Source organism: Rhodococcus sp. NPDC056506 (genome assembly GCF_042794945.1).
GTDB lineage: Bacteria > Actinomycetota > Actinomycetes > Mycobacteriales > Mycobacteriaceae > Rhodococcus_F.
Window position 1 is genome coordinate 260682 of record NZ_JBHTSW010000001.1, and the last position, 19668, is coordinate 280349.

Here is a 19668-nt window from a genome sequence, read left to right on the forward strand (position 1 = left end):
GACGGTGCTGAAACTGCGGAACACGACAGTCATCAATACTCACTCCTCGTAAACCTCGGGACGCACCATGCGTCGGATCAGAATGCTCTCAGCCGCAGACGCGACTGTGCAACTGATTTAAAAGAGATGGGGGTAACTGATTCAACTCAGGACGGCTGACTCAACTCGGGCGTTCGAACTTTTCTTCCCGGCCGAGCTTGCGCAGTCGCATCCACTCGCGCAGTCCTGCCGGATCGCGGCGTGTGATCAGGAAGTACCAGCCGAACCGAACCCATTCCTGCGGAAGCAGTTTCCGCATTCCCGGTTGGGCGAGGATGTATCCACGGTTGCGGTACGTGAAGTAGCGCTTCGTGTCGTTGTCGGGGTACTGCGTGTGCATGCGTCCGCCGAGGATCGGCTTGAACTCGTCCGCGCCGTTGGGGTGGACGTAGGCAGTTTGCAGGCAGGTACCGAACTTCAGGCCGGAGCGCACGAGGCGACGGTGTACCTCGACCTCGTCGCCGCGGACGAACAGGCGTAGATCCGGAACACCGACGGCATCGATCGCGTCGGCGGTGAACAGTGCGCCGTTGAAGAGGGACGCGATACCGGGCAGGAGATCCTCGTCGCCGAGTTCGGAACGCAACCGGCGCCACGACGTACCGCGGCGAAGTGGGAAAGCGAGGCGGTCGGGGTTGTCGATGTCGCAGACGACGGGAGAGACCTCGGCCAGGTCGTTTCGAATTGCACAGTCGAGCAGTGTTTCCAGGACTTCGGGACCCTCCGGGCGCCCGTCGTCGTCGGCGAGCCAGACGCGGTCGGCGCCGAGCGAAAGTGCGTAGAGAATGCCCAGAGCAAATCCTCCGGCACCGCCGAGGTTGTGCTGAGAACCGATGTAACTGGTCGGCAGTGGAGCGTTGTCGACGAGCTCTTTCACATCGGCTTCGTCGGCATTGTCGACGACAACAAGATGGTCGAGCGGCCGCGACTGGGTGCTGAGGACCTTCAGGGATTCGGCCAGCAGTTCACGCCGCTTGTGCGTGACGACGACCCCGATGATTTTCTCGGGTGCGCTCACGGGGTGCTCTCCCGTTCCATTTCCTTGATGACGTGGCGCACATGCTCTGCGGCGTCGTCACCTTCGTAGGCGCGCACGACGTCTTCGATGTCGCCTTGCATGCGGATCTGGCCGTGGTCGATCCACATGGCGCTGTTGCACAGCTGGGCGAGGAATTCGTTGGAGTGGCTGGCGAATACCAGGATGCCGGAGCGTTCCACCAGCTTCTGAAGCCGGATGCGAGCTTTCTTCATGAATTCGGCGTCGACAGCCCCGATGCCTTCGTCGAGTAGCAGGATCTCGGGATCGATACTGGTGACGACGCCCATGGCAACGCGCACGCGCATGCCGGTGGAGTACGTGCGCAACGGCATCGAGAGGTAATCACCAAGTTCGGTGAATTCGGCGATGTCGTCCATTTTCGCGAGCATCTGCTTGCGGGTCTGACCGAGGAACAGGCCGCGGATGATGATGTTCTCGTAGCCGGAGATCTCGGGGTCCATGCCGACGCCGAGATCGAAAACAGGTGCGACGCGTCCGCGAATACTGGCGGATCCTCGAGTGGGTTCGTAGATTCCGGAGAGCAAGCGCAGCAGGGTGGACTTTCCGGCGCCGTTGTGGCCGACCAGCCCTACACGATCGCCCTCTTTGAGGTTCATCGTGATGTCTTTCAGGGCTTCTACGACCACGACATCGGAACTGTTGCGGCCGATGGCGCCACCTGCTTTGCCGAGGAATGCCTTCTTCATCGACCGGGACTTCGCGTCGAAGATCGGGAAGTCGACGCAGGCGTTGTGCGTTGAGATGTTCACATGTTCGGTCATTGCGATGTCCCTAAACCCAGTAGGGCACGCGGGCCCGGTATTTGCGAAGCGCCAGCAAGGCGACGGCCCACCCGACCACGGTGATCGTGATGACGATGTACCAGTGGTAAAGCTCTTGGGGCTGCCCGATCATCGGCGCGCGGACGATGTCCAGGTAATGGAACAGCGGATTGAGTTCGGCGATCTTTGCGCGATCTCGGACGGCGCCGCCCTGAGCCTCGAGGCTTTGCGTTGTCCACATGATCGGTGTCAGCACGAAAAGGAGCAACGTCAGCGAAGACAGAATCGGTGCGATGTCGCGGTATCGAGTGGCGAAGATGCCGAACACGATCGAGACCCACAGTGCATTGAGCACGATAAGTCCCAACGCCGGGATCGCGGCTAGCGACGCCCAGCTCAGATTCCGCCAGACTCCGAACGCGACCACCATGATCACGTAGATCAGGAGGTTGTGTGCGAAGAACAGAATTTGCCGCCACACCAGACGGTAGATGTGCACGCTCAAGGCCGATGGCAGCTGTTTGATCAGGCCTTCGTTGGCGACAAAAACTTCGGAACCCTCGATGATCGAGGCATTGATGAGGTTCCAGACGATCAGGCCCACCGTCACGTACGGCAGGAACTCCTGGAGTGGCATGTCCAACAGGGCCGCGTACAGGATGCCGATGGCGGTGGCCTGCACGCCGGTGGCGATCGTGATCCAGAACGGTCCGATCACCGACCGGCGGTAGCGCTGTTTGATGTCCTGCCAGCCGAGGCTGAGCCACAACTCACGCTGATTCAGACCGTCGCGAAGGTCTTTGAACGCACGACGGAACGTCTGGGAGTCGGACACGGGCGCGGGTGCGCCCGGCGTCTCGGATTCGATTGCGGATGCTGACACGGAGGTCGAGCCTACCGGCCTGGCGTCGGAGCCGGTTTTCCCGCGGACTTCGTGGTGGTCGGGGTTACAGATACTGGCCGGTTCCTGGGCTCTGTTGGTCCGGATGTGCCGGTGAATGCGGAGCCCCGATGCTCATGCCTGGAGGCAGTGCGCCCTGACGCATTTGTTCGAGCTGAGCGCGCGCTGCCATCTGCTGGGCGAACAGTGCGGTCTGAATTCCGTGGAACAGTCCTTCGAGCCAGCCGACGAGTTGGGCCTGTGCGATGCGTAGTTCGGCGTCCGAGGGAATGGAGTCGTCGGTGAACGGGAGGCTCAGTCGCTCGAGTTCCTCACGGAGTTCGGGTGCCAGGCCCTGTTCCAGTTCTCGGATGGACGACGTGTGGATGTCCTTGAGGCGCTTGCGGCTGGCGTCGTCGAGCGGCGCGGCGCGCACTTCCTCCAAGAGTTGTTTGATCATCGTGCCGATTCGCATGACCTTGGCCGGCTGTTCGACCATCTCGGCGACGGACTCGGCTTCGGATTCCGCGCCTTCGGTGGTGCCGGAGGCGGCGGCTTCTGCCTCGGCCGCCGGCATCGCGACGGGTCGACCGTCGGGTCCGATAACGAGTACCTGCTCTTTGTCGGGGTTCGTCATGCTTCCATCTTGTCGTGTGTGGGCGACAAACGCCGCGTAACCCCCAAAAAGTTAGCTATCGAATAACTGTACTGACGGGTAATTGGGTGACTGCCTTCGACTAAGCGGGCGTCTGCACCTAGAGTGTCGAGCATGGCTTACGACGTTGCCCGCGTACGGGGGTTGATTCCCTCACTCGGTGACGGCTGGATCCACCTCGATCCGCAGGCCGGAATGCAGATCCCGGACGCCGTCTCGCGGACGGTCTCCACCGCGTTCCGTGCCTCTGCATCTTCTTCCTCCGGTCGCCACGTCTCGAACCGTCGTAGTGCTGCCATTCTCGACAGTGCGCGCACCGCGGTCGCCGATCTGGTCGGCGGAGATCCTGCGGGAGTCGTTCTCGGATCAGACCGAGCGGTGTTGTTGGCTTGGCTCGCTGAGTCGCTCAGTTCACGGTTGGGCCTCGGAACCGGTCTCGTACTCTCGCGCCTCGACGAAGAGGCGAACGTCGCGCCCTGGCTTCGTGTGGCCAGTCGCTACGGCGCTCAGGTGCGATGGGCCGAGGTCGAAATCGAAACGTGTGAGCTCCCGAGTTGGCAGTTCAACGATCTCATCACCTCGACCACACGGTTGGTGGCCCTGACGGCCGCGTCGCCGATCGTCGGTTCGGCTCCGAACGTCCGCGCCGCAGCTGATCGTCTGCACGAATTCGGTGGGCTGATGGTGGTCGACGCCGTCGGCGCAGCGCCATATGCGCATGTGGACATGGCTGATCTCGGAGCGGACATCGTCGCCGTCAGTGCGCCGTCGTGGGGTGGTCCGCAGGTCGGTGCGCTCGTTTTCCGAGATCCCGGATTGCTCGACCGAATTCCTGCCGTGTCTCTCAATCCGTATGCCCGTGGCGCCGAGCGGCTCGAGGTGGGCGGTCATCAGTTCGCGCTGCTGTCCGGGCTCACGTCGTCGATCGATTTCCTGGCCGGGCTGGACGAATCGGCAACCGGAACTCGGCGCGAGCGACTGGAAACCTCGATCAGCTCGCTGCAGGACTACCAGGACGGTCTGTTCGATCACCTCATGCGTTCGCTCGCAGCCCTACCCAACGTGATGGTGATCGGCGGCGCACCCACGCGGGTGCCGACGCTCAGCTTCACGCTCGAGGGCATGGCGGCAGACAAGGTCGCCGCGCATCTGGCCGACAAGCGCATCGCGACGGTCAGCGGTACGCACGGCGGTTCCAGGCTGCTCGACGCCCTCGGTGTCAATGACGAAGGTGGCGCGGTCACCGTCGGCCTTGCGCCGTACACGACACGGTACGAGATCAATCAGCTGGTCGCCGAACTCGGCGCCCTGGGCTGATCGACCCCCGCTCGGCTCACTTCACGGTGAGGATGACCTTGCCTACGGTTTCCGGCGAATCCAGCAATTGATGGGCTAATGGCGCCTCGGTGATCGGAAGTTCGGTCGACACGATCGGTTGAACCGATCCGTCTGCGATCAGCGGCCACAGCTTCGCGCGGACGTCGGCGACGATGTCCGCTTTACCGCCGGGGCCGGTGAGCGGACGCCCACGCAGGCCCGTCGACGTGATGTTGCCGCGCTTGCCCATCAGCTTGGCGATGTCGACCTCGCCCTTGCGGCCACCCTGCATTCCGATGATCACGACGTGGCCGTCCATGGCGAGTGCGTCGACGTTGCGTCCGAGATACGACGCTCCCATGTTGTCCAGAACCACGTCGGCGCCGTGGTTGTCGGTGGCTTCGGCGAGTGATGCTACGAAGTCGCTGTCGCGGTAGTTGATCAGAATGTCCGCGCCCAATTCGCGGCAGCGGTTCAATTTTTCCTCCGAACCCGCGGTAACTGCGACGCGGGCGCCGAGGGCTTTGCCGACCTGGATGGCGTGGGTGCCGATTCCGCCGCCACCGCCATGGACGAGGAGGACCTGTCCGCGTCGTAGACCTCCGCGCATCACGACGTTGGACCAGACCGTGCACGCAACTTCCGGCAGGGACGCGGCGACACGGAGATCGACGCCCGCGGGAACCGGGAGAAGTTGTGTTGCCGGGACCGCAACCTTCTCGGCGTAGCCGCCGCCGGCCAGCAATGCGCAGACTTCGTCGCCGACGGACCAGCCCGTGACGTCTTCGCCGAGTTCGACGATTACGCCCGAGCATTCGAGGCCGAGGATGTCACTCGCGCCGGGCGGCGGCGGGTAGAAGCCTTGACGTTGGAGCAGGTCGGCGCGGTTGACGGCGGTCGCGGCGACCTCGACGAGTACGTGCCCGCGAGGTAGTTCAGGATCGGGCTGTTGCGCCCATTTCATGACCTCGGGACCGCCGGGCTGATCGATCGTTATGGCGTACATGGATACGACGCTAGCGAATCTCCCCGCTGACGGGTGTTTTGCCGCTACCGTCGCGGACGTGACTTACTTCGGGAACATGCAGAACGAGATCTATCTGACGGGACTGAGCGGCGCGAAACCGGCTTTGCCGATGACTGCGGAAGGCTTGGAAGATGCCGCGCGCGAGCAACTCTCACCGGAGGCTTTCGGATACATCGCAGGTAGCGCATCGACCGAACGGACCGCGGTGTCGAATCTGCGGGCGTTCGACAAGCATGCGATCGTGCCGCGGATGTTGCGGGGGACTGCGGCGCCGGACGCACGCGATCTGAGCGTCGAGGTGTTGGGGACGCGGTTGGCTGCACCGATCCTGACGGCTCCGGTGGGCGTGCTCGGCTTGGTCCACGACGACGCCGAGGTTGCGGTCGGTTCGGTCACTGCCGAGTTGGGGATCGGATCGATTCTCTCGACGGCGGCATCCTCGACCATCGAAGACGTAGCGGCGGCCTCCGGCGAGAACTGGTGGTACCAGCTGTACTGGCCGGCCGACGACGAGCTTGCCGAGTCGTTTGTCCGTCGGGCGGAGACGGCGGGCGCGAAGGCTATCGTCCTGACTGCCGACACTCCCGGTATGGGTTGGCGTCCAAGGGATCTCGAGCTCGGCCACCTTCCGTTCCTGCAGGCGAAGGGTATTGCCAACTACCTGTCGGATCCGGTGTTCCGCGCCAAGCTGGCGACGCCGCCCGAGGAGAGCGCAGAAGCCTTGCAGATCGCGGTTCTGACGTGGGTGTCGTTGTTTGGCAATCACGCGGTGCGGATCGCGGATATCGCGAAACTTCGCCAGTGGACGACACTTCCGATCGCGGTGAAGGGAATTGTCCACCCCGACGACGCACGTGAGGCCGTCGCGGCCGGCGCCAACGGCATCGTCGTGAGCAACCATGGTGGGCGTCAGGTCGACGGGTCGATTTCGGCACTCGATGCTCTCGGTCCCGTCGCTGATGCGGTGGGGGATGAGGTGGACATCCTGATGGACTCCGGAATTCGTTGTGGTGCAGACGTAATCAAGGCTCTGGCCTTGGGTGCCGATGCAGTGCTGTACGGGCGGCCGTGGGTGTACGGGTTGGGATTGGCCGGAGCGGACGGAGTGCGTCATGCATTGCGCAGTCTCCTGGCCGACCTGGATCTCACGATGGGGCTTGCGGGGCTGGCATCGGTCGCCGAAATCGACCGTTCGATCCTGATGTCCAATTCGTGACTTTAGGGTGAGTCTTACTGTGACGGGCGGACACAGGTCTAAACTTGGAACCTGTGACAGCTGAAGCGACAACCGAGGAGACATCGCAGGCGGCGCACGGTGAGACACCGTGGCTGACGCCGTGCGAGATGCGTGCATGGCGCGGCTACATGGACGGTAATCAGCGCCTCATGGAGGTTCTCAACCGCGAACTGCAGGATTCACACGACCTGTCGTTGGCCGATTACCGCATTTTGGTCATGCTCTCGGAGTCAGCTGACGGGTCGTTGCGGATGAGTGACCTGGCAGACGGCGTGCTGTCTTCGCGGAGCCGCCTGACGCACCAGATCAGGCGGATGGAATCTCAGGGCATCGTCGTGCGCGACACTTGCGTCGAAGATGGTCGCGGCGTGCTCGCGCGGATCACGGAAGAGGGTAGGCGTCGCCTCGCCGAGGCGGCACCTACTCACGTGGCCGGGGTTCGGAACAATCTGGTCGATCTGCTGACTCCCCAGGAACTGGACGTGCTGGCAGACGTCTTCGAGAAGGTCGACAAAGCTATCGGCGAGCGCTGACTTCTGGAGCCGTTTTCGCGGTCCGTGGGAACACCCGATAGGATCGCCCACGGAAGCGTGGCAGAGCGGCCGAATGCACTCGCCTTGAAAGCGAGCGTGGCGTTAAACCCACCGGGGGTTCAAATCCCTCCGCTTCCGCCAAAGCAAAGGCTCGGACCTCGGACCTCGGACTTCGGTCCAGGTCAGAGCCTTTACTGTTTTCGGAGTCGCACTGCTCGGGTAGTGGGCGTCAGAACCGCACGGTGAATACCACGTGGCGACGCTCTCGGGCCGCGCGCTGGAAAAAGTCCGCCACTTCCTGCAACCAGCCCCAGGCGTACCCGCGCTCGTCGGGGCCGTACTCAGGGTTGCGGTCGTCGAGTGGCATCGCGTCGTAGCGCACGCCGAACCCGGATTCGGTGATTTCCGCCAGGTACGAGGAGACTTCGGCGACCCGATCGGGTGCCAGGTAGGTGACGAGTTGGTCGTCGGTGTCGGTGTTGAGGTCTTCGTCCCCCAAGATCACGCCGTAGGCCGGCCAGTTCTCGGACACGCGCTCGTACCCCGTGCTGGAGAGGGCGCACAGGATCGGATCCCACGCTTTGTCCGTGTCGCACGAGAACTCGGATCGGCCCGTCTCCTCGATGTCCTCGACCACAGCGCCGAGTTTGTCGTCGTCGCCGCGCGCGTCCAGAAGTTCCGCTGCCACGCTGTCTGACAGCGCGAAATGCACCCCAAGTTCCATGGCGTGATGCTAACGGCTGACCTTGCCGGCGTCCCGCCGTCACTACGGGACGAATCGCCTCAGGTAACGATCCTGCTCTGCCTCCGACCGAAGTTACCCATGGTGGGCCGGCTGTCGTACATACTTCATCGGTGATTCCGACAAAACGGACCGGCCTTTCTGTTGTATCGCTGGTGATCCTCGTCGTCGCGGGGTTGCTGGTCGCAGCCCCTGCCAGTAGCGCCGCGCCGCCGCCTGACTGGAAATACACAATGGTGGCGTTCAGCAATGCCAGCGACCGTGACATGGATGTCTACGAGTCGGCCGACGGCACCGGCTTTCAGCTCGTCCAGCAGTCGGCGTACAGGCCGCCATCTGGGCTCGTGCGTGATCCGAGCATCTTCCGGAACACGGACGGGTTGTACTACCTCACCTACACGACGGGTGGTGGGGCGAACATCGGGTTCGCACGCAGCAGCGACCGCATCAACTGGACGCCGCTGGGGAACTATCCGGTTCCGTTTTGCTGCGCCTTGATGCCTGGCACGGGAGATGGCACCGGTTCTGCGAGCCCCCCGGGCTTCTCGGGTTCGGCTGGTTTCAGCGACGGACCGTCGCTGTCACCATTCGTCACCAAGGCCTGGGCGCCTGAATGGTTTGTGGACGGCGATCGCGTCAACGTCATCCTGTCGATGTCGACCGGTGGAGGATTTGTGCCGTATCTGATGACGGCGTTGGAGCCGTCGCTCCGGTTGTGGAGCCCGCCTGTTCCGCTCGCCGGGATCGGTGCGGACCACATCGACACCACCGTGGTCAAAGTCGGATCGACCTATCATGCGTTCACCAAAAACGAGACGAGGAAGGTCGTCGAGCATGCGGTCGCTCCTTCGGTGACGGGACCTTATTCGTTTGTCCCGCCCGGAAATTGGGGTTCGCTTGTCGAAGGTCCGGCCATGGTCCAGTTGCCGAGCGGCGACTGGCGGATCTATCTCGACGCCTATACCGAAGGAAAGTATCTCTACTCCGACAGCACTGACGGGCTGAACACCTGGTCTCCTGTGCAAGAGGTTCCTGGGGTGTCCGGGACTGCACGGCATCTCGGCATCATGAGAGAACCGGCATAGCTTTCGACCCCGAGTTGTTAGGGCTCTGATCAAGGACTCCGGTCTTGGTCAGAGCCTTTTCTCGTACTGGCGTACTACTTGTGTGCGTCGTCTGCATGAATCAGTGATTGACGAGCTAACGATGCGATGCCAGTGGGTCCGACGAGTTCGCGCCGACCACGAAGTGAGTATCTCCGCGTGAACCGTGCAGAGTTGCGCTCCCAGGCCCCGCTCGGGCGCCTTGATTTGCGATCGATTGCCAAGTAATGCCTGTTAGTTTCATATTCAAGTACGCGCACTGGCTTGATGCCCGCAAGTTCGGCCTTCAACTGCTCTGAGGCCCGTGAAATGCGGGTTCGATTCGATTTGCCGCACTGTTTCTGAGGGATCTTCTTACCTTTAAACCGTGACCTTGCTCATAGTGGGACCTAGGTCCTTTTCGCTGCTGATAAGCCTGTCGATATATATCTGTTACCGAAAGTTCACCCTAAATCCAAGATGGGGGAGATGGCGCGCTGGCGGGCAAACAGGACGATTGGTACCGTCCGGTAACTAATTCAGTTAGTTGCCGGCTACCGCTCTGGTTGCTGTGTCACGTGGAGGAGCAGTTCATGTCGATCGAATCGCAAAACGGCGTATCCCATCGTCGATCGAGGGCCGCGGTAGGGCTCGCGGCGTGTGCGGTTGCCGCGCTGTCATCAGGTGTTGTCTTCGCAGGGAGCGTATCGGCAACGCCAACGGCGTTGGCGGACAAATTCGCGAGCACGGTCACCGATGACGGCTGGTCGTTGGATCTTGCCGCCACGAAACTGTCGGCGAACCCGGTGCCGAATCTGGCGACGACGGCGTTCACCCGTGAGGGGTTCGTGTCGGCGAAGGTGACCGGCACGATCGGCGGTCAGGGTGATTCGGCAGTGAAAACCGGTTATGTCGAGCAGGGGTTGCAGATCGGCTGCCAGATCGATGTCTCCTCCGGACTTGGCTTGGGGCTTGGCTTTTCGCTCGGTCCGTCTGTCGGTGTGAGTATTTCGGGTGTTCCGTCGGCGAACGTGGGTGTGAATGCGTCGGTGAATCCGAGCATCCAGTCGACGATTGCGCCGGGGACCATCACGACGATTCCGTTGGGGAAGAAGGATCTCGAGTCGTCGAAAGCGTCGATCACGGCAGAGAACGTGCACGTGAAGGTTGATGCGTGCATGGGGCCGGTGACGATCCGCTCGTACGCACAACTCTCGGTGTCGACGGCGACGTCCGACAACACGTTGTTCGTGTACTCCGATCCGACCTGGCTCTGACCCGCGCAGCCGTCGTCAGCGCTGCTGGCGACTATTCCCGATCCGCCCAGTCCAGGGGTGGTTACTCATCACGCCCACAAAGGAGAAATCATGAAGATTCGTACCTTGGCCACTGCCGGAACCCTCACCGCGGGTATCGCCCTGTTCGGTGTTCTCGGCGCCGGCGTGGCATCTGCTGCAACTCCGATCGTCGAACCTGAGCAGGGTCGGATCGGTCTGTCGCTCTCGAATGCGGAAACCGCGGCGTTGGCGGCGAGCCCGATCCCGGACGCCATCTCCGACATCGTTCCAGGCTCGCAGCGGTGGATTGAGCTCGCACCGGGCTCGGCGCTCACCGTCGGCCCCGATGGCAAGCTCAGCGCCCCCGACCGCGTAGTGATCGGCGAGGCCGCTGCCCATGCTGGCGGCTACGTCGATGTCTATCTGGCTGATCCGAACAACCCGGCCAACGCCGGGTACGTCACCCTGACCTACCAGTACTGGAACTGATACCGCGCCCAGCACCGGCGACCCGTTTTCCCCGCTCTCCCTTCCCATTTGGAGTTCCAGTCATGACCGTCAACAACGCCGAACGCCGCAGTGTCCAACCGGAACCCGCTGCCGTCGATAGGAAAGACGTTGCAGACGTTGATGACTGGGATCCGGACAGTGAACTCAGTCCACTCTCCAAGGCTGTGATCGCTACGGCAGTTGGACTGGGGTTGCTGATCGCGGCATTCGCGGTGATCGGGAAGCTCGCCGGCTGGGCGAACGACTACGGGACGATCCTGGTTTACCTGGCGTTCTTCTTGTGGATGTCGATCTCCGGACGGTTGTTCTGGTGGGGCGCAGACAAACTCATCGCGCTATTCCGAACGAAGAAGAGTGACAATCGTGGTGCGCGCCGGTGAAGTCCGGTAGACGACTTCGCCGGACTCTCGCGGGAGTGCTTGCCGCTGGGGCGCTGTTGACCGGAGCGGCCGGAGCGATCGGTGCGGGAATTGCACTCTCCGCCGCTCCGGCGAACGCGACGCCGGAAGAAGACTGCGCGGCGGTGCGGGCACGTGATCATCAGATCTACCTGAATCTCATTGCGTCGCTGCCACCTGGCGCGCCCATCCCGCCAGAGATCATCAACCCGTGCCTGAGCGCGCCGTCCACGACGTCGACAGCTGCGCCGACGACCACTGTCGGGCTCCCTGGTGCGCAAGCTCCAGGCGGTGGCCCGAATGTCGGGGCCAATGCTCCGACGAACTTTCCCACCTACAACGGCACCCCCATCGTCCCGGTTCCGACGATCGAGGTTCCGCCCATTGCTTCCGAGGCCCCGGCCTCGGAAACTGGTGTCGGTGCATTCCCCAATGCATCGGCATCAGCGGTTCCCTCACCCACACCCACCCCGGGTGAGGGAACCACCACCGATCGTGGTCCCGGACCGATCCCCGCGGATTCGGATTCGAATATCGCACCGGCCCAAACGGTTCCGGTCCCGGCAGTAGATGTCTCTACAAACGGGGAGGACTCGGGCCGTGACCGGTATCTCGAACTCACTCTGATCGGCGCTGCGGCGTTCACCGCTGCGGGTATCGGAGTGCGCGGGCGGCCGGGACCTTTCAGCCCCCGCACGCCCGAATCAGTACTCTCCCAGGCGGTCGGGACTGTCGCGTCGCCGTCGACTGCGTACGCACCTGGCGGGCAGTCCTCGTTGCGGGTGTTCGATCCGATCACCGGCGGAAGCCGGTTCTTCTTCCTGATCCACGACGAAACGTCGTCGCACGAATCCGTGATTCCGGTGACGGTGCCGCCCGGCGGTCACATGAGCGTCAACCAAGACGGCACGGTCACCGTCTTCGACGCCGACGGAAACCCGGTCTCGACAATCGATGCCCCGTGGGCCTACGACGCCAACGGCACACCCATCCCGACGCACTACGAGATCCGGGACGGGCAACTCGTCCAGGTCGTCGACACCACGGGTATCGAGAACGTGCTGTATCCGATTTTGGCGGACCCGCAGGATCGCACACAGAGCGGCAAGAAATCCTCTGCTCCGGCGCGCCCGACCAAGATCTCCGGTGAGGACGACGGCACCCGCTCAGATGACGGTCCACATTGGAACGAGACACCGCAGGTCGAAGGCCACAAGGCCCCCAATCCACCAGTCCAGAAACCGAAACCCACTCAACCACCAGTCCCACCCGCGGTCGAGCCCGAACCACAAGTCCCTGAGCAGGCTCCGGCGCAAGTGCCGGAGCAGATCCCGCAACAGTCGCCGGCCGAGGACATCAGCGGAGACATCGGCGGGGACGGACCAGGTGCCGGGACATCCCCATCCATCGACCCAGCGCCCGCTACACCGAACGAAACCGACACACCCCAAGCAGAATTGGCAGGAATTCCGATCATCGGCGGCATCTTCAGTGCAGCCGAAGCCGGGCTCATGCTCACCGCTGGAATCGCAGCTTTGTTCGCGCAAATCCTTGCAGGTGTGGGTCTGGGGGATTCGGAACTGTTCGGCCGCATGGAAAGCCTCGAGGAATGGGCGCTCGAGGCCGGAGTAGATCTCGCCGAAGTGCTTGTGAAGGCTATAGCCCTGCTTTCTCCGCAGGATCAGGCACTTCTTCGCACTGTCCTTTCTCCGTTCGTGAAACTGCCCCCAGCGCATGAGCAGGACACTCCCGGCCACACCCAGCCCGGGCCGGCCGGACCTGCCGCGAAGCCGCCGCCTCGGAGGCCCACACCGCGGCCTGTACCGCGTCTGCCTGGTGATCACGATCCGACCCAGCCGCAAGATCCCTCCAGCGAGCCGGATTCAGGCGATCCGGCAACACCGTCGGATCCGGGTTTCGAACCACCAGTAGACCCCGGCACCACTACACCTGGATTCGTTGACCCCGAACAACCTTCGGCTCCCGAACCTGGCGAGCAACCGGCCGTCGATCCGGTCAACCCAGGCCACATTCCGGTCGATCCCGAGACTCCCGGTGCGCCGACCCAGCCCGGACCCCCGGAGTTCGACCCCTTTGATCCCGACCCGAGCACGATCGCCGATCCGACGGTCCGCCCAGATCCCACCGAACGTTCATCCGTCGAGCGGGTACTAGCGTCGAACTTCATTCACGCGGTGCAAGAAGTCGTAGATTCACTCACCGATGGTGCCGAGACAAGTCCAGAATCACCTCCGCAGCAGTCATCTGATTCGGGTGAGGCTGCACCCGAGGATCCTCGCTTGGATTCCGAAGGCAACCCGCTGACGGCCGCTGACTTAGCTCAATTGTATGCGTCGCTGCGTCGAAAAACGCCGACAAATGTGATCCGCGACACAGTTAACCTTGATCACGAAGGTGGCGGACCGGACCCGGTTCTTCCCGGGCTCACATTGCCCGACGTCCTCGAGGCGGATCACACCGTACCGATGAGGGTCATATTCGACATGCCTGGTTTTACGCAGTTGACCTTCGAGCAGCAAATTCAAGTATTGAACTACGTCGATAACTTCCTGGGTTTGAGCCCGACTGCGAATACGTCAAAGGGCGCCAAGAGTTGGGCAGACTGGTGGGGCTATGTGAAGGGCGGAATCCCGGTTTCCCCTGAATTCCGGGATGCTATGATCGAAATCGAAACTCATCTTACTGAGGAAATTCGTCAAATGATATCTAGTATATTGAATGGAGTTCAGTAATGGATCTGGTCAAGATTTCGCGGTATATCGACTCGCCCGTGCTTGTGGAGATTGACGACTTGACACCACTTGAACGTACGGCGCTTCCGATTTATTGGTTGGATGCACTAAATGGTGACCTTGCAGCTCGAATTTCGGGGATATTGGACCAATGGGATGTATTTGGGCGACCGATATTGGGCGACACTTACAGAAACATTAAAGAGAATCTATCCGATGTTCGGTTGCTCAGGTCTGAAAATAGGTTCTTTCTTCTATATAAAATTAAAATGGCAGACGGGACCGATCTCTACTATTTGGGTACGCCACCGGTAGTGGATGGTGATGAACTTCCAGGGTATTGGAATAAATTCCCCCCCAGTCTAAAGAATTTCTATTCAAATTTGCACAACGGTTGGTACTATATTGCCGGTAAGACTGTCGGGCCACTGCCTCTTGAAGATATGTTTCGAATTGACAGCTTTGAATGGTCTATTCTGGACGGGCTGTCCCCTGAAGAGTACCCAGATCCGGCTCGTTGCATCGCGACATTCAGATCGGGCGGCGGCGGTTATCTTTGCTTGTACTTTGGTGAGGAATCGACAAGGGGTGTTGTGTGGTCATCGACGGAACCCCCTGAACTGGTCGATTACTCCACTTACCTTGATATCTGGACCAACGTCGGACTCGGTGCCTAGAGCCTGCGCCTTGGATATCCAGACTGGAGACAGTCTAAGCAATTTGTGTGCGGTCTTGCCCCACGTGGCACGTGCCTGGGATCCAGTCTCCAAAGAGCAGATGATCAATTTGTCTGACCAAAAGGGATCAAGGTCATGATCGGTTTCGGGGGGTACCTCACGCATCGACTCGTTTTCCTGCACCATTGCCGACGAATCGCTGATTGCGCTGGCGTTAAGGGTCGTACAGGGGCTGGCCGATATCTGGGACTCTCGCGTCACCGTGCTCTACCACCGGACCGAATCATCGCCTCAGCGCAAGGTACCCGGCGACGCGATCGTGGGCAGTTGCACCTACTTCGGCCTTGAGTTGCTGATCGACGAAACACAACTCCCGCCCCAGGGTGGAGGCTTTTCCGTACAGGAACAGAACGATCGTCATCCAGCGTGATCCAAGCGCCCAGTGGGCCGCCGACGATATCCGAAGCATCCGCGTAGCAGCAGGATTGCCGACCGGAACGACCGGAGGTGCGTCTACCCAAGGTTCACGAGGGCTCTGGCACCCTAGACTTGACACCAGGCGTACCCGCCCAGCTCACGAATGTGATGGCGTCTCCATTTTCCTCTGACGTGGTGACGACCGCCGAGCGTGGGCTCCTAAGTTCAATGGTTGGAAAGGGCGGGGCGATGAGCATGTTCGGGCGGCGGCCGACTTTAGCCGGATATTGGGGCACGCGGGTGCAGTCGAGTCAGGAAGTGGCGCAAACGATGCGGGCCTTCCTCGACGATCTGGAAGCGATCGACCCGGGGTTGGCGTTGCCGTGGGTCTCGACTGCCGAGTTCGACAAGGTGCCAGCAGATCTCAGCGTGGACGGGTTGGTGCGAATCTTCGAGCATTCCCGCTCGAAGGAGATGGGGTATTCGGACACTCCGGGACCGGGCTACGACGTCGACTTGTCGCCCGAAGACGGGACCGCGCGGCGGATCATCGCCAGGGTCGGCGGGCTGGAAACCAGTGCCCCCAACAGTGTCCGGGTGTCGTTGCCGACGGAGAAGGATGTTCCCCCCGAATTGCGACGGTTGCTCGAACCGGATGTCGGGGACGCGATCATGAAAGTGATCGTCAAGCATTGGGAACCGGATCGGGCTCGGTGGAGCATCGGCGACTACCTCGATCTGCAACCGCGAGTTAGAGGTCAGATCCAGGTGGGATGGGAAACGTACTTCCATTCCGGAGTTACGTTCGATCGCAGCGCGCTGCCCCAATCTGCGGCGGTAGAGGAACTGCCCACTGGCACGTTGATTCGGTTGGGGGACAAGCCAATGGAGGTCGCTGCCGCCGACATCGTGGCGGTGCGGGCGGCGTTGGGTTACCCGGTGTAGGCCCCGCAACGGGTCTGGAATTCACCATTGCATCAGACGGCGAGAAATGTGTTAACCGGATGGCCTGCTTCGCCTTTCGATAGTATTGCCAGATGGCACCCCGAACCGACTTGCTCGCGTGGCTTCTCGATTCGGATCCAGCGATTCGGTGGCAGGTGGAGCGCGACCTGCTGAACGAAGCGCCCACTGTGTGGGCGGCGACGCGCGCGTCGATCGCTACCGAAGGATTTGGTGCACGCCTGCTTTCATTGCAGGATCGAGACGGCCAATGGTCGGGTGGGGCGTTCTTCCCGGCAGAATTCGACTTTGCGGGACCCGAAGCAGCAGAACAAAGTTCGCAACCCTGGACGGCAACAACCTGGACGCTCAACTCATTGCGTGAGTGGGGCCTCGACGCCAGTGTTCTGCGGGAGCGTCGTACCGCAGAACTGCTCGCGGAGAATTGTCGCTGGGAGTACGAGGGCCGGCCGTACTGGGGCGGCGAGGTCGATTGCTGCATCAACGCCTGGACGGTGGCAAACGGTGTGTGGCTCGACATGCGTGTTGATGAACTGGCTGATTGGTTTGTGCAGCATCAACTTCCGGATGGTGGGTGGAACTGCGAGTGGATCGAAGGTTCTACGCGATCGTCGTTTCATTCGACCCTCAATTCACTCAAAGGGCTTCTCGCGTACGAGATCGCGACCGGGGGTACAAATGAGACTTGCGCGGCTCGACGATCCGGTGAGGAATTCTTGATGCGGCGCGGTCTGTTCCGGAGACTCTCGACCGGCGAACCGGTGGGGCCCTGGGTCGGCCGGTTCGCGTACCCGTTCCGGTGGCGATACAACGTGCTCAACGCGGCCGAGTATTTCCGTGAAGCGTCGTTGTTTGACGGTGTTGACCCGGATCCGCGAATGGCGGACGCAATCGAGATGATCCGGGCCGCTCGCGCCTCGGATGGGACGTGGCTCCAGACCGGTCGCCAACCGGGGCGGGTGTGGTTCGAGGTCGACGCAGAGGTGGGGAAGCCGTCGAAGTGGCTGACTTTGTCCGGTATGCGTGTGCTCGACTGGTGGGATCAATCCTCCCTTCGGGATACTGGATAACAAAAGCGTTACAGCGAAAGTCATTCATCGATAAAGGTTATCGAAAGGTGATCTTCGATATTTCAGTCGAATATCCAGTCTGGGATGAAAGCCGTATTAACGACAGGATTGCCCTCAGTGGTGTGATGGTTAATCATCTGAACAAGTGAGAAGATATTCGGCGAAATCACCTACCCGATTGGATAGGCGGGTCACCGACGTTGGTCATCAAGAAAGGCTCTCGCGGCTGCCTTGGTTAGGGAGCTAAGTCCCGAGATGGAAGCGGCATTTGTCCAACGAAAGCCGCGCTCACCTGCGGAGACGTTCCCAATTTCGTGAAACTCAAACCACTTTCGACGAGATTTAATCCCGCAATTATAAGTTGTGGAGCGTCCGCAATGTTCAGGCAAAGTCACATCTTTTCCCAGAAGAATGATCTACTAAACGTGAAAACCGGATGTTCCCCCGATTTCGCTCAGAAGGTGCAACTATGGGGCGTAGCGTAACTGTCGCAGCGAACCGGAACGTCGCGAATTGCTGCTCTAACCAATGACTTTGTTCAGGTCCGAATAATGCTCGGAGGTCGTCAATGTCGATGGAAATGGTGTTAGCCGAAGAAGTGATAGACAGTGGGGACACGGCGTGGGTGCTGATCTCCGCGGGCCTGGTTCTGTTCATGGTTCCCGGACTCGCCTTCTTCTACGCCGGTCTGGTGCGCGGTAGCAGTGCGCTCGTCATGTTGCAGCAGAACCTCGTCCCACTCGGACTCGTCTCGATTACCTGGGTCGTGTTCGGATACAGCTTCGCGTTCAGTGGAGACTGGGGTTCCGGCTTCCTCGGTGACCTCAAATTGTTCGGCTTGCAGGACATACACACTGCCGCCGCCCCGGGCTTCCACCTGATCGAAGGTGCAGTCGCGGTACCGACTCTGGCGTTCGTGGTCTATCAGATGATGTTCGCGATCATCACGCCCGCGCTGATCACCGGTGCGACCGCAAACCGGCTCAAGCCCTTGGGCTGGGCCGTTCTGCTCGTGCTGTGGTCGATCATCGTCTACCCCCCGATTGCGCACTGGCTCTTCAATCCCGAAGGCTGGTTGGCGCTCCGCGGAGCTCAGGACTGGGCCGGCGGAATTGTCGTCCACGCATCCGCCGGCGCCGCCGCCCTGGCAATCTTGCTGGTGGTCGGTAAACGTCCGGGATGGCCCAACGCCGAGGCAGTCCCTCACTCGGTTCCTCTGGCGTTGATCGGCGCAGGCATCTTGTGGTTCGGCTGGTTCGGATTCAACGCGGGCGACGGATTGGCCGCCGATGGTGTTGCGGCACAAGCCTTGATGAACACTCACATCGCCGCAGCGGGCGGCTTGGTCGTCTGGCTCGTCATCGAAAGGTATACCGAGGGCAAGGCCACGGCGATCGGTGGGATCACCGGCGCGGTAGCCGGTCTCGCGACCGTCACCCCCTGCGCCGGCTTCGTCAGCACCTTCTCCGCGTTGGCGATCGGCGCGCTTGCCGGACTGGTCTGCCACTTCGCGCTCGCGCTCAAGTCGATCTTCAAGTTCGACGACGCGCTCGACGTCATCGCGGTCCACTTCATCGGCGGCATCCTCGGTTCACTCCTTCTCGGTTTGTTCGGCGAAAAGGCGATCAATTCGATCGGCCGCGACGGACTCTTCTTCGGCGGCGGCGCCGGGCTACTCGGCGAGCAGGCGCTGGCGTTGATCGTCGTCATAGCTTTCTCGTTCGTGGTGACCTGGGTGATCGCCACGGGCATCGAGAAGACCATCGGTCTCAAGCTGGCCCCGAAAGACCAGGTGGACATCGACCGTCGTCAGCAAGGCATGGACGCGTACCGCTACAACGCCGCATTCGTCGACGCAGGTGGTGCGCCGCAGACCAGCGGGTTCGACTCGGGGGTCCTGGTCGAGGGGGCAAAACTTGTTCCGAACCTCGGCGCCCCGAAGCACGAACTCATCACCGCGGTATTGCAGACCATCGAGTCCGAGAAGCTACGGGAGGCGCTGCTGGCCGCCGGAGCGGAGTCGATAGTCGTATCGGAAGCGCATGTCTCCGCGAGTGACTCGGCCTCGCTCAAGTTCCGCGGACAACGCAACGACGTCGTGTTTACCGAGCGGTTGCGTGTCGAGGTGCTGGTCGCCGCGGAACATGCCCAGGCAGTTCTGGACGCGATCAACGAGTACTCGGGCGGCAGGAGGAGCGGTTTCGTCCAGCAGGCGGCCGAACCTCTCACCGAAGCGACGGAACAGGGGAGCTGACATGTATTCGACGACA

The 19668-nt window shown here is 61.5% G+C and carries 19 protein-coding genes and 1 tRNA gene; 13 read left to right on the forward strand and 7 right to left on the reverse strand.

Features of this window, described 5'->3' with window-relative positions; genetic code table 11:
* Positions 1–160: 160 nt before the first annotated feature.
* From ACFQ6H_RS01125 to ACFQ6H_RS01140, 4 genes are all read right to left on the reverse strand, one after another.
* On the reverse strand, positions 161–1057 hold the full coding sequence (locus ACFQ6H_RS01125; protein ID WP_019746444.1) for a glycosyltransferase: 897 nt from the start codon (positions 1055–1057) through the stop codon (positions 161–163).
* Complete coding sequence (locus ACFQ6H_RS01130; RefSeq protein ID WP_050655610.1) at positions 1054–1860, reverse strand: ABC transporter ATP-binding protein; 807 nt, start codon at positions 1858–1860, stop codon at positions 1054–1056. The genes ACFQ6H_RS01125 and ACFQ6H_RS01130 overlap by 4 nt, the downstream gene beginning before the upstream one ends.
* Before the next feature lie 10 nt (positions 1861–1870).
* Entirely contained in the window at positions 1871–2743 is an 873-nt protein-coding gene (locus ACFQ6H_RS01135) for an ABC transporter permease (RefSeq protein WP_378536604.1), read from the reverse strand.
* Positions 2744–2807: 64 nt separating this feature from the next.
* Positions 2808–3377: a bacterial proteasome activator family protein gene (locus tag ACFQ6H_RS01140; RefSeq protein ID WP_378536607.1), complete on the reverse strand. Its 570-nt coding sequence runs from the start codon at positions 3375–3377 to the stop codon at positions 2808–2810.
* A 132-nt stretch (positions 3378–3509) separates the two neighbouring features.
* On the opposite strand from ACFQ6H_RS01140, the gene ACFQ6H_RS01145 reads away from it, so the two are divergent.
* Positions 3510–4712 (forward strand): cysteine desulfurase-like protein, encoded by a 1203-nt coding sequence (locus ACFQ6H_RS01145; RefSeq protein ID WP_378536609.1) that lies wholly within the window; start codon positions 3510–3512, stop codon positions 4710–4712.
* A gap of 16 nt (positions 4713–4728) precedes the next feature.
* On the opposite strand, the gene ACFQ6H_RS01150 is transcribed toward ACFQ6H_RS01145, so the two are convergent.
* The gene (locus ACFQ6H_RS01150; protein ID WP_378642886.1) at positions 4729–5718 is read right to left on the reverse strand and encodes an NAD(P)H-quinone oxidoreductase; all 990 of its coding nucleotides are present in this window, start codon (positions 5716–5718) and stop codon (positions 4729–4731) included.
* On the opposite strand from ACFQ6H_RS01150, the gene ACFQ6H_RS01155 reads away from it, so the two are divergent.
* From ACFQ6H_RS01155 to ACFQ6H_RS01165, 3 genes are all read left to right on the forward strand, one after another.
* Positions 5717–6955 (forward strand): lactate 2-monooxygenase, encoded by a 1239-nt coding sequence (locus ACFQ6H_RS01155; RefSeq protein WP_378642889.1) that lies wholly within the window; start codon positions 5717–5719, stop codon positions 6953–6955. The two genes, ACFQ6H_RS01150 and ACFQ6H_RS01155, sit on opposite strands and share 2 nt — an antisense overlap.
* 128 nt (positions 6956–7083) lie before the next feature.
* Positions 7084–7509 carry a MarR family winged helix-turn-helix transcriptional regulator gene (locus ACFQ6H_RS01160; RefSeq protein WP_020968140.1) on the forward strand — a complete coding sequence of 142 codons (426 nt, stop codon included), beginning with the start codon at positions 7084–7086 and terminating at the stop codon, positions 7507–7509.
* A gap of 51 nt (positions 7510–7560) precedes the next feature.
* Positions 7561–7650: transfer RNA gene (locus ACFQ6H_RS01165), tRNA-Ser, on the forward strand.
* 88 nt (positions 7651–7738) lie between these two features.
* Here ACFQ6H_RS01165 and ACFQ6H_RS01170 read toward each other — a convergent pair.
* On the reverse strand, positions 7739–8233 hold the full coding sequence (locus ACFQ6H_RS01170) for a DUF1877 family protein (protein ID WP_378642892.1): 495 nt from the start codon (positions 8231–8233) through the stop codon (positions 7739–7741).
* 251 nt (positions 8234–8484) lie between these two features.
* Here ACFQ6H_RS01170 and ACFQ6H_RS01175 point away from each other — a divergent pair, with 251 nt between their 5' ends.
* From ACFQ6H_RS01175 to ACFQ6H_RS01200, 6 genes are all read left to right on the forward strand, one after another.
* The gene (locus ACFQ6H_RS01175; protein ID WP_378643396.1) at positions 8485–9336 is read left to right on the forward strand and encodes a glycoside hydrolase family 43 protein; all 852 of its coding nucleotides are present in this window, start codon (positions 8485–8487) and stop codon (positions 9334–9336) included.
* 590 nt (positions 9337–9926) lie between these two features.
* Positions 9927–10610, forward strand: coding sequence for an MspA family porin (locus tag ACFQ6H_RS01180; protein ID WP_378642895.1), 684 nt, complete (start codon positions 9927–9929; stop codon positions 10608–10610).
* A gap of 90 nt (positions 10611–10700) precedes the next feature.
* Positions 10701–11099 carry a hypothetical protein gene (locus ACFQ6H_RS01185; RefSeq protein WP_003943955.1) on the forward strand — a complete coding sequence of 133 codons (399 nt, stop codon included), beginning with the start codon at positions 10701–10703 and terminating at the stop codon, positions 11097–11099.
* Positions 11100–11161: 62 nt separating this feature from the next.
* Positions 11162–11500 carry a hypothetical protein gene (locus ACFQ6H_RS01190; protein WP_378642899.1) on the forward strand — a complete coding sequence of 113 codons (339 nt, stop codon included), beginning with the start codon at positions 11162–11164 and terminating at the stop codon, positions 11498–11500.
* Positions 11497–14271 carry a hypothetical protein gene (locus ACFQ6H_RS01195; RefSeq protein ID WP_378642902.1) on the forward strand — a complete coding sequence of 925 codons (2775 nt, stop codon included), beginning with the start codon at positions 11497–11499 and terminating at the stop codon, positions 14269–14271. Before ACFQ6H_RS01190 ends, ACFQ6H_RS01195 begins: the two co-directional genes overlap by 4 nt.
* Positions 14271–14948: an SMI1/KNR4 family protein gene (locus ACFQ6H_RS01200; protein ID WP_378536642.1), complete on the forward strand. Its 678-nt coding sequence runs from the start codon at positions 14271–14273 to the stop codon at positions 14946–14948. Before ACFQ6H_RS01195 ends, ACFQ6H_RS01200 begins: the two co-directional genes overlap by 1 nt.
* A 283-nt stretch (positions 14949–15231) precedes the next feature.
* On the opposite strand, the gene ACFQ6H_RS01205 is transcribed toward ACFQ6H_RS01200, so the two are convergent.
* The gene (locus tag ACFQ6H_RS01205; protein WP_378536644.1) at positions 15232–15369 is read right to left on the reverse strand and encodes a hypothetical protein; all 138 of its coding nucleotides are present in this window, start codon (positions 15367–15369) and stop codon (positions 15232–15234) included.
* Positions 15370–15614: 245 nt separating this feature from the next.
* On the opposite strand from ACFQ6H_RS01205, the gene ACFQ6H_RS01210 reads away from it, so the two are divergent.
* From ACFQ6H_RS01210 to amt, 3 genes are all read left to right on the forward strand, one after another.
* Positions 15615–16310 carry an Imm52 family immunity protein gene (locus tag ACFQ6H_RS01210; protein WP_378642905.1) on the forward strand — a complete coding sequence of 232 codons (696 nt, stop codon included), beginning with the start codon at positions 15615–15617 and terminating at the stop codon, positions 16308–16310.
* Positions 16311–16402: 92 nt separating this feature from the next.
* Entirely contained in the window at positions 16403–17398 is a 996-nt protein-coding gene (locus ACFQ6H_RS01215; RefSeq protein ID WP_378642908.1) for a squalene cyclase, read from the forward strand.
* Between the two features lie 574 nt (positions 17399–17972).
* Entirely contained in the window at positions 17973–19652 is a 1680-nt protein-coding gene (gene amt / locus ACFQ6H_RS01220; protein WP_378642911.1) for an ammonium transporter, read from the forward strand.
* Positions 19653–19668 lie beyond the last annotated feature (16 nt).